This is a genomic window from Micromonospora sp. URMC 107, from assembly GCF_051386315.1.
In the GTDB taxonomy this organism is placed as follows: domain Bacteria; phylum Actinomycetota; class Actinomycetes; order Mycobacteriales; family Micromonosporaceae; genus Micromonospora.
In genome coordinates this window covers 1-12,542 of the sequence record NZ_JBPQTK010000052.1, presented here as the reverse complement: position 1 = coordinate 12,542, position 12,542 = coordinate 1, and the positions used below count along the sequence as shown (strand labels likewise).

The window sequence follows — 12,542 nt, the reverse complement described above, 5'->3', positions numbered from 1 at the left end:
CGGCCGGCCCTACCGCGCGGTCAGCCTGCGTCGATGAGGGCGCGGCGGACGGCGGAGAGCAACTGGCCCAGGCCGAACCCGGCCAGCAGCACCCAGACGGAGGTCGCCATGGTCATCGTGCCGGCGGCCAGGTCCGGCTCGATCAGCCCGGTCAGCCCGGCCAGCAGCAGCCCGACCAGGGCCACCGAGACCCGGGTGGGGCGCTCCCCCACGGTCACCGCGCCGAGTTCCCGCATCCCGGCGGAGACCGCCCGGGCGCGGACGTACTCGTGCAGCCAGGAAAGCGCACCGGCGGTCACGACGAGCGCTCCCGGCGCCCCGACCAGCCAGAACGCGGCCAGCCAGGCGACCTCGCCGAGCCGGTCGGCCAGCGAGTCGTAGACGTAGCCGAGCCGGGTGGTCCGGTTCGTGGCCACCGCCACCGCGCCGTCGACGCTGTCCGCCACCGCGGCGAGCAGCACGAACAGCGCCGCGAGGAAGGGACCGTCCTGCGGCCGTACGGCGAACAGCGGCACGCAGGCGCAGAGCAGCACGCCGACCACGGTGACCGGGGTCGGGCCGACCCGCAGCCGGCCCAGCACGAACCCGACGTGGTAGGCGAACCGCAGCCAGGCGCGGACGACCGGGGCCGCCGCCCGGGGGTCGAACCCCCCGTGCAGCCGCGCCCAGGCCGTGGCGTAGTCGTCCCAGTTCAGCTGTGTGCCCACCACGGAACAACCGTCGCACCGGCGCTCAGGTGTCGCGGCACCGGGGTCACACCCGCGCGCCGACCTGGAGGTTCTGCCAGACCTCCCGGGTGGCGGTGGAGCGGTTGAGGGTGATGAAGTGGATCCCCGGCACGCCCTCGTCGAGCAGCCGCCGGCACATCTCGCTGGCCTGCTCGACGCCGAGCCGGCGCACCGCCTCCGCGTCGTCGGCGACCTTCGCGAACCGCTCGGCCAGGGCCGGCGGGAAGGGCGCCCCCGAGAGCTGCACCGAGCGCTCGATGGTGCCGATCTGCGTCACCGGCATCACGCCGGCCAGGATCGGGGTGTCGCAGCCGGCGGCGGCGACCCGGTCGCGCAGCCGCAGGTAGTCGTCGGCGTCGAAGAACATCTGGGTGATCGCGAAGTCGGCGCCGGCCCGGCACTTGCGGACGAAGTGCGCCGTGTCGCTGTCGACGTCGGGCGAACGCGGGTGCTTGTAGGGGAACGCCGCCACCCCGACGCTGAAGTCGCCGGCGTCGCGCACCAGGCGGACCAACTCCTCGGCGTGCAGCACGCCCTCGGGGTGACGCACCCAGTCGCCGCCCGGGTCGCCCGGCGGGTCGCCCCGCACGGCGAGCACGTTGCGCACCCCGACCCCGGCGAGCCGGCCGATGACGTGACGCAGCTCGGCCACTGAGTGGTTGACCGCGGTCAGGTGGGCCATCGGCAGCAGGGTGGTCTCGGTGGCGATCCGCTCGGTGACCGCGACGGTGGTGTCGCGGGTCGACCCGCCCGCGCCGTAGGTGATCGAGACGAACGACGGGCGCAGCGACTCCAGCTCGCGGATCGCCTGCCACAGCAGCCGCTCGCCCTGCTCGGTCTTGGGCGGGAAGAACTCGAAGGAGAACGTCGGCTGGCGGTCACGGATCAGCTCCCCGATCGCCGGCTGCGGATTGGGGAGGACCGATGGAAGACCGAGCGCCACGCCACGACTCTAGCGGGCCGGGCCCTGTGGGCCGAGGCCTTCCCACACTGGCGGACGCAGGACCGCACGAACGCGGATCCGCCGGGGCCGGAAAGCGTCGTACCCCCGGAGTAGTCATGGGGTCGCGCGGGGTGGGCCCGGCCGGAGGGCCGACCCGCCGGGGGCACGCGCGGGGGTCAGCATCCACCGGTGGCGCACCGGTCCCGTTCCGGGGCCCGCGCCGCCGCCGCGCCGACACCCGCCCGGAGGACCGATGACGTCGCCCCCGCCGCCCGGCCCGCACCTGCTCGGGCCGCTGCTCGCCCGGCTCCGGCTGGCCCGCGGCTGGAGCCAGCTGCGGCTCGCGGCCGAGCTCTGCGCCGCGTCCGGTGTGCCGACCCTCAGCCGGCACGAGATCTCCCGGTGGGAGCGGCAGCTGCGCGCCCCCGGCGAGTTCTGGCTCGGCTGGCTCGCCGTCGTCCTCGCGGTGCCGGTCGACCTGCTGGCCACCGCCGCGGCCCGCACCCGCAGCCTCGGTCCGCCGCCGGCCTTCGGCGGCACCCGGCCCCGGGCGGCGCTGCTCGCCCTGGCCCAGCGCTGGCTGGGCGACCCGCGCGCCGCGCTGCTGCCCGGCGCGCCCGCCCGGCCCACCGGCCGGGGCGACGCCGGAGGACCGGCGCGGCTGGCGGAGCTGCGCCGGCTCGACGACCTCGTCGGCGGGGCCGACCTGGCCGGGCTCGGGGCACACCGGCTGGGGCGGGCGGTGCGGGCGCTGTCGGGGTGCGCCCCCTCCGCGCGCCCTCGGCTGCTGCGCGAGCTGGCCGAGTCCGCCCAGCTCGCCGGCTGGCTCGCCGCCGACGCCGGGGACGCCACGGGCGCGCTGCACGCCTACCGGCTGGCGCTGCGCGCCGCCGCGACGGCCGGCGACCCGGCGCTCGCCGGGCACGTGCTCGGCTCGGCCAGCCACCTGCTCGCCGGCGTCGGCGACCCGCAGGGCGCGCTGGTGCTGGCCCGCACCGCTTACGCCGGGGCACGACGGTCGGCCAGCCCCGGCCTGCGCGCCCTGCTGCTGCACCGGGTGGCCCTGGCCGCGGCGCTGGGCGGCCGGGCGGGGGCGGCCCGGCAGGCGCTCGACGCGGCCTGCCGGGTGACCGCGGCGCCGGAGCCGGGCCGGGAGCCGCCGTGGCTCTACTGGCTCGACGGGCCGGAGTTGGCCGCGATGACCGGGCGCACGCTGGTCGCGCTGGGCCGACCCCTTCCGGCCGAGGCGCCGCTGCACGCCGTCCGGCGGCGCGGCCCCCGCACCGCCGCGATCTACGGCGGCTGGCTGGCCCGGGGCTACCTGCAACTCGGCGAGGTGGAGCGGGCCTGCGCGGTGGCCGGCGAGGCGCTGCTCGACGCGGTCCGCGCCGGGTCGCCCCGCGCACTGGGCCAACTGGCCGAGGTACGCCGGCGGCTGGCCGGGCACGGCGACGAGCCGGCGGTACGCCGGTACCGGGCGCTCGCCGCGGCGGCCGCTGCGTACCTGCCCCGTTCGGGGCCGCCACCTGGGCCGGCCGGCCGGCGGGCTCCTGCGGGGCGTGCGGCGCGTCGGCCCCCCGGTGGCGCGACGGGGCCCGCCCCGACCGGCTAGCGTCGTGGCGTGACCCACGCTGCTCCTGTTTCCCCCGTCGACCGCGCCGGGCTGCGTCAACGGATCGACAAGGCCCTGACCGAGTTCCTCGCCAGCCAGCGCTCCTGGATGGCCGGGGTCGACGACGCCCTGGCTCCGCTCGCCGAGGCGATCGAGGCGTTCGTCCTCGGCGGCGGCAAGCGACTGCGGCCGGCGTTCGCCTACTGGGGGTTCCGGGGAGCCGGCGGGATGGACACCGACCAGGTGGTCACCGCCCTGGCCGCGCTGGAGTTCGTGCAGGCCAGCGCGCTGATCCACGACGACCTGATGGACCGGTCCGACACCCGGCGCGGCGAGCCCGCGGTGCACCGGCGGTTCGCGGCCCGGCACCGGGCGGCCGGCTGGGGTGGCGACGCGGACGGCTTCGGCGACGCCGCGGCGATCCTGCTGGGCGACCTGTCCCTGGTCTGGTCGGACGAGCTGCTGCACTCCGCCGGGCTGGACCCGCACACGGTGGCCCGGGCCCGGCCGGTCTTCGACGCCATGCGCACCGAGGTCACGGTCGGGCAGTATCTCGACGTGCTGACCCAGGTCACCGGGGACACCTCGGTCGAGCGGGCCGGCAAGGTCGCCCGCTACAAGTCGGCGAAGTACACGGTCGAGCGGCCGCTGCTGCTCGGTGCCGCGCTGGCCGACGCGTCGGCGGAGGTCCGGGCGGCGTACTCCGCGTACGGGCTGCCGCTGGGCGAGGCGTTCCAGCTCCGCGACGACGTGCTGGGGGTCTTCGGCGATCCCGCCCAGACCGGCAAGCCGGCCGGTGACGACCTCCGCGAGGGCAAGCGGACCTACCTGGTGGCGGCGGCCCTGGAGACGACCGACGGGGCGGGCCGGGAGCTGCTGCTCGGCGGGCTCGGCGACCCGGGTCTGGACGAGGCCGGGGTCGCCCGGCTGCGCGAGCTGATCGACGGCAGCGGGGCGCTGGCGCGTACGGAGCGGCGGATCGGGATGCTCACCGACACCGCGCTGGCCGCGCTGGCCGCCGTCGACCTGGACACCGAGGCCCGGCAGGCCCTGGTCGACCTGGCCATCGCGGCCACCCGCCGCGCCGACTGACCCGCCCGGGCGGGTGCCCGCACGCCACGCGACCACGCCCGTCGCCCACGTCCCGGGCGACGGGCGCGCGATCGCGAGGCAGGCAGGACACGACCCCGGGCCGTGCACGCGCGCCAGGGGCCTCGAGGGTGACGTCGACGCGTGGGGCGAGGGTCAGAAGCCCAGGGCCTGGGCCCGGCGCTTCACCTCGCGGGCCTGGTCGCCGGCGAGCGCCTTCGCGGGGGCGCCGCCCGGCAGGGTGTCGTCCGGCTCGTAGAGCCAGCGCAGCGCCGCCTCGTCGTCGTAGCCCGCGTCGGTGAGCAGGTTGAGCACGCCGGGCAGGTGCTTGAGCACCGTCTGGTTGGCCACCAGATCGGCCGGCATCCGGCGGACGCCGTCGCGGCGTACCGCGATCAGCTCCCGGTCCCGGATCATCTGGTGCACCTTGCTGATCGACACGTCGAGGCGCTCGGCCACGTCCGGCAGGGTCAGCCAGTCGGCGGCATCGGCGGGGCCGGCGGATTCGGGGCCGGGCACGGCCCGGTCGGCGGGTACTGAGTCGGTCACCGGACCACCCTGCCATGTCCCTCCCGGCCGGGGCCAACGGCACCCCGGCGAGCCGGCTGAGCAGGGCCGGCGGGGCGGGCGAGCGCGGCGGGACGATCGTGGTCGCACCCCATCTGTAGCATCCTGTTCAACCTTCACCCCCTGGACACATAGACTGCCTGCCGATGGACACACAGGTCGCCGACACGTTGCTGGGCTCGCTGATCGACGGGCGCTACCGCATTCGCGGTCGCGTGGCCCGTGGCGGCATGGCGACCGTGTACACCGCCACCGACGAGCGCCTCGAGCGCACCGTGGCGCTCAAGATCATTCACCCGTCCCAGGCCCCCGAGCCGCAGACGCGGGTCGCGGGCTTCGTGGAGCGGTTCACCGACGAGGCGAAGACCATCGCCCGGCTGACCCACCCCAACGTCGTCGCGGTCTACGACCAGGGCACCCATTCCGGCCTGCCCTACCTCGTGATGGAGTACGTCCGCGGTCGCACCCTGCGTGACGTGCTCGCCGAGCGGCGCCGGCTCAACCCCGACGAGGCGCTGGCCATCGGCGAGCAGATGCTCGCCGCGATCGCCGCCGCGCACCGGGCGGGGCTGGTGCACCGCGACGTGAAGCCGGAGAACGTGCTGGTCGCCGAGGCCCCCACCGGCGGCCCGGCCAACCTGGTCGACAGCGTGGTCAAGGTCGCCGACTTCGGGCTGGCCCGGGCGGTCGAGGCGAGCGCCGACGACGAGAACGGCAACCAGTTGATGGCCACGGTCGCGTACGTGGCCCCGGAACTGGTCACCGAGGGGCACGCCGACCCCCGCACCGACGTCTACTCCGCCGGCATCGTGCTGTTCGAGATGCTCACCGGCCGGGTGCCCTACGACGGGGACCGCCCGGTCGACGTCGCCTGGCAGCACGTCGACAAGGACGTCCCGGCGCCGTCGACCCTGGTGCCCGGCCTGCCCAAGGCGCTCGACGAGCTGGTCGCCCGGGCCACCCGGCGTGAGCCGGGCGCCCGTCCGACCGACGCCGGCGCGCTGCTGGCCGAGGTGCAGGCGGTCCGCGACGACCTGGGCGACGCGAACACGCGTACCGCCGTGTTGCGCCGGGTGTCCGACGAGCCGGTGGCCGGGCCGACCATGATGGTCGCGGCGGTCCGGCCGGCCGAGCGGCCCGCCTGGGCCCGGCTGCCCGAGGGCGGCGGTCCCCGGGGCGGCCGTCGCCGCGCCGAGCCCGAGGAGGGCGAGAGCCTGTGGTCGCGGCTGTCCGCGCTGCGCACCCGGGTCATGGGCGACCCGCGGGGCCGCACGGCGGTCATCGCCGCCGCGGTGGTGCTGGTCCTGGTGGCCGCCCTCGGCGGCTGGTGGCTCGCGGCCGGGCGCTACACCGAGGCGCCGCAGCTGGTGGCCATGACCAAGGCCGACGCGGAGGCGCAGGCCGCCCGCGCCGGGGTCGTCCTCAGCTACGCCGAGCCGCGCTACGACGAGAAGGTCCCGAAGGACGCCGTCCTGGCGCAGGACCCCGTCTCCACCACCCGGATCGTCAAGGGCGGCACGATCACGTTGACCCTCTCGCTGGGCCCGGAGCGGTTCCCGGTGCCCGACGTGGTGGGCAAGGAGTTCGAGCTCGCCGAGGCGGACCTGCTCGACGCGAAGCTGGTGGTGGCGAAGGGCGCCGCCCGCTACGACGACAACCTGCCCGCCGGCGTCGTGATGGACACCGACCCGAAGGTCGGCACCGAGGTGAAGCCCGGCGACAAGGTCACGGTCGTCCTGAGCAAGGGCAAGGCCCCGATCTCGGTGCCGAACCTGGTCGGCAAGAGCCTGGGCGAGGCCCGGACGATCCTCGCCCAGCTGGGCCTGGTGCTGGTGGAGCCGCCCACCTACAAGGACTCCGACAAGCCCAGGGACGAGATCCTCGGGCAGAGCCCGGCGGACGGCACCGGGGTGGAGCGGGGCGCGAAGGTCAAGCTGGAACTCAGCAAGGGCCCGCCGCTGGTCGCCGTGCCCCGGGTCATCGACCTGCCCTGTCAGCAGGCCAAGCAGCTGCTGGAGAGCCAGGGCTTCCCGGTGGCGATCCAGTTCAACCCGAACGGCATCACCCGCTTCCAGAACCCGCCGGAGAACACGCAGGTGCCGCCGGCCACCCCGGTCACCCTCGGGTGCATGTAGGGATGCCGGTGCAGCACCGGCCGGTCGGCTCGCACACGCCCACCTCGGGCGGCCTGGCGAGAGCCGCCCTGCCGTACGCCGACGCGGCCGGCTCGCAGGTCGTGCAGGTCTACGTGTCCAACTCGCGGGGCTGGGCGCTGCCGCCCGGCGACCCGGCCCAGGACGTGTCGTTCCGCGACGGCTGCGACGAGCGGGGCATCCCCGTCTTCATCCACGCGTCGCTGCTGGTCAACCTCGGCTCTCCCACCGCGAACACGGTCGAGCGTTCGGCGGAGACGCTCGCCCACGCGCTACGCCGGGGCCGGGAGATCGGCGCCAGGGGCGTGGTCTTCCACGCCGGCAGCTCGGTCGACGAGGGGCACGCCGAGGCCGCGATGCGGCAGGTGCGCGAGGCGCTGCTGCCGCTGCTCGACGAGGCGGCGGCGGTGGACGGCCCGCGGCTGCTGGTCGAGCCGAGCGCGGGCGGGGGCCGCTCGCTCGCCTCCCGCCTGGAGCAGCTCGGGCCCTACCTCGACGCGGTGGACCGGCACCCCTGGCTCGGGGTCTGCTTCGACACGTGCCACGCCTGGGCGGCGGGGCACGACCTGGCCGCCGAGGGCGGCATGACCGCGACGCTGGACACCCTCGTGGCGACGGTCGGGGCCGACCGGCTGCGGCTGGTGCACGCGAACGACTCGAAGGACCTCTGCGGCTCCACCCGGGACCGGCACGAGAACATCGGCAGGGGCACCATCGGCGAGCCGGCGTTCGCCGAGCTGATGGCGCACCCGGCCACCGCCGGCGTCCCGGTCGTGGTGGAGACCCCCACGGAGAAGCACGTCGGCCACGCCGTCGACATCGCCGCCCTCAAACGCCTGCACCCCTGAGCGGTCGCCCGTCGGGGACCGACGCGGGCGCACGCCGCCGGCCGGCCTGCGGCAGCGGGTCCCAGGCAACCTCGACGCCCCTCGACCGGCGGGTCCGGGTCCGCCGTGACGCGGGCCCGCCGACGGGGGCGGTCAGCCCCGCAGGATGCGGGTGAGGACCTCGACGGCGCGGTCGATGCCGGCGTCGTCGACGTCCATGTGGGTGACCAGGCGGGCCGTGCGGGGGCCGAGCACCGAGACCAGGACGCCCTCGGCGCGGGCGGCGGCGGCCAGGGCGTGCGCGTCCAGCGGCGCCTTGCTCAGGTCCAGCGGCACCAGGTTGGTCCGGACGGTCGTGGCCAGCACCCCGAACGGGGCGATCGCCTCGGCGAGCCGGGCCGCCCGGGCATGGTCGGCGGCGAGCCGGTCGACGTGGTGCGCCAGCGCGTACCGGCCGGCGGCGGCCAGGATGCCGGCCTGCCGCATTCCGCCGCCCATCCGCTTGCGGAGGAACCGGGCCCGCTCGATCTTGTCGGCGCTGCCGACGACCAGCGAGCCGACCGGCGCGCCGAGCCCCTTGGAGAGGCAGACCGAGAGGGTGTCGAAGAGGGCGCCGTAGTCGGCCAGCCGCACGCCGTCGGCGACGTGCGCGTGCCAGATCCGGGCGCCGTCGCAGTGCAGCGCAACCTGCGCGTCGTCGGCGACCCGGCGCAGCTCGCGCAGGGTCGCCAGCGGGATGACCCCGCCGCCGCCCCGGTTGTGGGTCTGCTCGACGGCGATCGCCCGGGTGGGCACCGCCCAGTAGCCGTCCGGGCGGACCATGGCGGCGACCGCGTCCGGGTCGACGTCCGCGCCGACCGCCGGCCAGGTCCGCGAGGAGATGCCGCCGTACGCCGCGGCGGCCCCGATCTCGTACGTCACGATGTGCGCGTCGGCGTCGCAGAGCAGCTCGTTGCCCGGCGGCACCACCAGTTGCAGGGCGATCTGGTTGGCCATCGACCCGCTCGGGGCGAACAGCGCCGCCTCGTGCCCGAACAGCGCGGCGACCTCCGCCTCCAGCGCGTTGACGGTCGGGTCCTCGCCGTAGACGTCGTCGCCGACCTCGGCGGCGGCCATCGCCTCCCGCATCCCCGCGGTCGGCCGGGTGACGGTGTCGGAGCGCAGATCGACGGGTGAGTCAGCCACTGTCATCCCTTCGGCCGCCGACTGCGGGGCTCGCAAGCTCACTCCTCGCGTCAGCCACGGAGCATCTCCGCCACGAGGAAAGCCAGCTCCAGCGACTGCTGGGTGTTCAGTCGCGGGTCGCAGGCGGTCTCGTACCGGCCGGGCAGGTCGAGGTCCTCGATGCCCTGGGCGCCGCCGAGGCACTCGGTGACGTCCTCGCCGGTCAGCTCCACGTGCAGGCCGCCGGGGTGGGTCTCCAGGCCCCGGTGCACCTCGAAGTAGCCGAGCACCTCGTCGACGATGCGGTCGAAGTGCCGGGTCTTGTAGCCGTTGGACGACTCGTGCGTGTTGCCGTGCATCGGGTCGCACTGCCAGACCACCTTGGCGCCGGCGGCGGTCACCTTCGCCACGATCGGCGGCAGGGCGTCGCGGACCCGGTGGTTGCCCATCCGGCTGATCAGGGTGAGCCGGCCGGGGACGTTCTCCGGGTTGAGCTTCTCGCAGAGCTCGATCGCCTCGTCCGGGGTCGTCGTCGGGCCCAGCTTCACGCCGATCGGGTTGGCGATGCGGGAGATGAAGTCGATGTGCGCCCCGTCGATCTGCCGGGTGCGCTCGCCGATCCACAGGAAGTGCCCGGACAGGCCGTACGCCCGGCTGTCGGAGACCCGGGTCAGCGCCCGGTCGTACTCCAGGGCGAGGGCCTCGTGCGAGCAGTAGAGGGTGACGGTGCGCAGCGCCTCGTCGTCGGTCATCCCGCAGGCCCGGATGAAGGCCAGCGCCCGGTCGATCTCCCGGGCGATCGCCTCGTAGCGCTCGCCGGCCGGGGAGTTCTTGACGAAGCCCTTGTTCCAGTCGTGCACGGCGTGCAGGTCGGCCAGCCCGCCGGCCAGGTACGCCCGGAGCATGTTCATCGCGGCGGCCGAGTTCGCGTACGCCCGGATCATGCGCTGCGGGTCGGCGGCCCGTGCCTCCGGCGTCGCCTCCAGGGAGTTGATCATGTCGCCGCGGTAGGCGGGCAGGCCCCGCGCGTCGGTCGGCAGCGACCGGGGCTTGGTGTACTGCCCGGCGACCCGGGCCACCTTGACCACCGGCAGCGAGGCGCCGTAGGTGAGCACGATCGCCATCTGGAGCAGGGTGCGGGCGTTGGCCAGCAGGTGGCTCTCGGTGTTGTCGACGAAGGTCTCCGCGCAGTCGCCGCCCTGGAGCAGGAACGCCTTGCCCTCGCACACCAGCGCCAGCCGCTGCCGCAGCTGGTCGACCTCGTAGGGCGCCACCACCGAGGGCACGGTGTCGAGCACCTTGCACACCTCGGCGACGCCCGCAGGATCCGGCCAGGGCGGGGTCTGCGCGCGCGGCAGCTCCCGCCAGCGGTCGAGGCCGAGGGCCGCGTCCTCGGCGGAGTCGACGGTCGGACGGCTGGTCTGCAGCCCAGGGCTGCCCACCGCGGGATGGCTCAGCTGATGCCACTCATGGCGCATGACAGGAAGCGTACGGCGACCGGCCCGGCGACCGACCGGCGAGGGGGATGGTTCCGGCAGGTGAGAGCGGATTCACCCGGGCGCAGGTCAGGCGGTGGCGGCAGGGGCCGGGGTGTTGCCGCCCGGCGCCTCGGCCGCGATGCACCAGTCGGCGCCGTCGCGGGTGACCGTGAACAGCAGCGGCCGGGTGATCGTGCGGGAGCCGGCGGTGACCGAGATCGACGTGCTCACCTCCTGGCCCCGGGGACCGGGGCGGATGTCGGTGATCTCGGCCTTGGGCACCGTGAAGTGGTCGGCGAAGTCGCCGTTGGGGCCGGTCGCGGCGGCGTCGAAGCTCTCCTGGAGGGCGGCGCAGAGCTGGCTGCGCCCGGCCGCGACGTCCTTGGCGGTCATCGCGTCGAGGTAGGCCTGCACCCGCTCCCGCGACTTCGTGGTGGCCTCCTCGGCCGGGGCCCGCCCGGGCTTGGTCGCCGGGTCCTCCTCGCCGATGCCGCAGCCGAGCAGGGCGAGGGGCAGGGTCCCGAGCAGCGCGGCGCCCGCCGCCAGCCTCCCGCGCGTCGCGCGCATCGCCACCTCCGTCGCCGTGGACATCGAGCCCGTTGAGCGGCGAGTCTGTCACATCGACACATGTCCCCGGACGCCGCCGCGCCCGGACCCGGCGGTCGGCGCGCGACGTGTCCGGGCCCGGACGCCACCAGCGCCCGGCCGTGCCCGCCGGACGCGTCCCGCGTGGAGCGGGCACGGCCGACGGGGAGGGACCGGTGCGTGGTCCCTCCCCGCCGTGTGGGTGGTGCGTCGGCGCTCGGCTCAGCCGAGACCGCCCTTGATGGCGCCGATCAGCTCGCCGTTGCTGGTGTCACCGGAGAGCTCCCAGAAGAAGGCGCCACCGAGGCCCTGGTTCTTCGCGTACGTCATCTTGCCGTTGATCGTGGAGGGGGTGTCGTAGCTCCACCAGTTGCTGCCGCACTTGGCGTACGCCGTACCGGCGATCGTGCCGGTGGCCGGGCAGGTGTTCTTGAGAACCTTGTAGTCCTCGATGCCCTGCTCGTAGGTGCCCGGGGCGGGGCCGGTGGCGGTGCCGCCGGGCGCCGTCTGGGTCACCCCGGTCCAGCCCCGACCGTAGAAGCCGATGCCGAGCAGCAGCTTGTCGGACGGGATGCCCTTGCTCTTGAGCTTCTGGATCGCCGCGTCGGACCAGAAGCCCTGCTGCGGGATGCCGGCGTACGAGGTGAGCGGGGAGTGCGGGGCGGTGGGGCCCTGCGCGTTGAAGGCGCCGAAGTAGTCGTACGTCATCGGCATGATCCAGTTGAGGTGCGTCGCGGCGCCGGCGTAGTCGGTGGCGTCGATCTTGCCGCCGTTGCTGCCGTCCGCCGTGATCGCGGCGGTGACCAGCGCCGACGAGCCGAACTTCGAGCGCAGCGCGCTGACCACGTTCTTGAAGGCGTTCGGGCCGCTGCTGTCGCAGGTCAGGCCGCAGGCGTTCGGGTACTCCCAGTCGACGTCGATGCCGTCGAAGACGTCCGCCCAGCGCGGGTCCTCGACCAGGTTGTGGCAGCTCTCGGCGAACGCGGCCGGGTTCTGCGCGGCCTGGGTGAAGCCGCCGGACCAGGTCCAGCCGCCGAAGGACCAGATCACCTTCAGGTTCGGGTACATCTTCTTGAGCTTGCGCAGCTGGTTGAAGCTGCCGCGCAGCGGCTGGTCCCAGGTGTCGGCGACGCCGTCGACGCTGTCCGCCGCGGTGTAGGCCTTCTCGTAGTCGGCGTAGCTGTCACCGATGGTGCAGCGGCCACCGGTGGTGTTGCCGAAGGCGTACAGGATGTGGGTCAGCTTGGCGGCCGAGCCGCTGGTGTGGATGTTCTTCACGTGGTAGTTGCGGGCGTAGACGCCCCACTGCGCGAAGTAGCCGACGACCTTCTTGCCGCCCGGGCCCGGCGGCGGGGTGGTGGGCGGCGGAGTCGTGGGGGGGGGGGGGGGGGGGGGG

11 protein-coding genes are annotated in these 12,542 nt (G+C 75.1%); 4 read left to right on the top strand and 7 right to left on the bottom strand.

Annotated features, from left to right (window positions below; all coding sequences use genetic code 11):
• Positions 1 to 20 precede the first annotated feature (20 nt).
• Both ACSNN9_RS14475 and metF read right to left on the bottom strand, forming a co-directional pair.
• Complete coding sequence (locus tag ACSNN9_RS14475) at positions 21 to 710, bottom strand: CDP-alcohol phosphatidyltransferase family protein (RefSeq protein ID WP_436673591.1); 690 nt, start codon at positions 708 to 710, stop codon at positions 21 to 23.
• Between the two features lie 43 nt (positions 711 to 753).
• A complete protein-coding gene (gene metF, locus ACSNN9_RS14470; protein WP_436673590.1) occupies positions 754 to 1,671 on the bottom strand; it encodes a methylenetetrahydrofolate reductase [NAD(P)H] in 918 nt (305 codons plus the stop codon).
• Between the two features lie 253 nt (positions 1,672 to 1,924).
• Between metF and ACSNN9_RS14465 the strand changes: the two genes are divergently transcribed.
• Both ACSNN9_RS14465 and ACSNN9_RS14460 read left to right on the top strand, forming a co-directional pair.
• Positions 1,925 to 3,283, top strand: a complete 1,359-nt coding sequence (locus ACSNN9_RS14465; RefSeq protein ID WP_436673588.1) for a helix-turn-helix domain-containing protein — start codon at positions 1,925 to 1,927, stop codon at positions 3,281 to 3,283.
• Between the two features lie 9 nt (positions 3,284 to 3,292).
• Positions 3,293 to 4,375: a polyprenyl synthetase family protein gene (locus ACSNN9_RS14460; protein WP_436673586.1), complete on the top strand. Its 1,083-nt coding sequence runs from the start codon at positions 3,293 to 3,295 to the stop codon at positions 4,373 to 4,375.
• Between the two features lie 153 nt (positions 4,376 to 4,528).
• Here ACSNN9_RS14460 and ACSNN9_RS14455 read toward each other — a convergent pair whose 3' ends face one another.
• Positions 4,529 to 4,921, bottom strand: a complete 393-nt coding sequence (locus ACSNN9_RS14455) for an Rv2175c family DNA-binding protein (protein WP_436673584.1) — start codon at positions 4,919 to 4,921, stop codon at positions 4,529 to 4,531.
• Positions 4,922 to 5,085: 164 nt separating this feature from the next.
• On the opposite strand from ACSNN9_RS14455, the gene pknB reads away from it, so the two are divergent.
• Positions 5,086 to 7,074, top strand: a complete 1,989-nt coding sequence (gene pknB, locus ACSNN9_RS14450) for a Stk1 family PASTA domain-containing Ser/Thr kinase (protein ID WP_436673582.1) — start codon at positions 5,086 to 5,088, stop codon at positions 7,072 to 7,074.
• Positions 7,075 to 7,076: 2 nt separating this feature from the next.
• Positions 7,077 to 7,940: a deoxyribonuclease IV gene (locus ACSNN9_RS14445; protein WP_436673580.1), complete on the top strand. Its 864-nt coding sequence runs from the start codon at positions 7,077 to 7,079 to the stop codon at positions 7,938 to 7,940.
• Between the two features lie 132 nt (positions 7,941 to 8,072).
• Here the strand turns inward: ACSNN9_RS14445 and ACSNN9_RS14440 are convergent, their stop codons facing one another.
• From ACSNN9_RS14440 to ACSNN9_RS14425, 4 genes are all read right to left on the bottom strand, one after another.
• Positions 8,073 to 9,104: a threonine aldolase family protein gene (locus ACSNN9_RS14440; RefSeq protein ID WP_436673578.1), complete on the bottom strand. Its 1,032-nt coding sequence runs from the start codon at positions 9,102 to 9,104 to the stop codon at positions 8,073 to 8,075.
• Positions 9,105 to 9,154: 50 nt separating this feature from the next.
• Positions 9,155 to 10,561, bottom strand: coding sequence for a class II 3-deoxy-7-phosphoheptulonate synthase (locus ACSNN9_RS14435; RefSeq protein WP_436673577.1), 1,407 nt, complete (start codon positions 10,559 to 10,561; stop codon positions 9,155 to 9,157).
• Positions 10,562 to 10,648: 87 nt separating this feature from the next.
• Positions 10,649 to 11,128 (bottom strand): hypothetical protein, encoded by a 480-nt coding sequence (locus ACSNN9_RS14430; protein WP_436673576.1) that lies wholly within the window; start codon positions 11,126 to 11,128, stop codon positions 10,649 to 10,651.
• Between the two features lie 240 nt (positions 11,129 to 11,368).
• On the bottom strand, positions 11,369 to 12,542 hold a 1,174-nt coding region (locus tag ACSNN9_RS14425; protein ID WP_436673575.1), incomplete at its 5' end, for a glycoside hydrolase family 18 protein.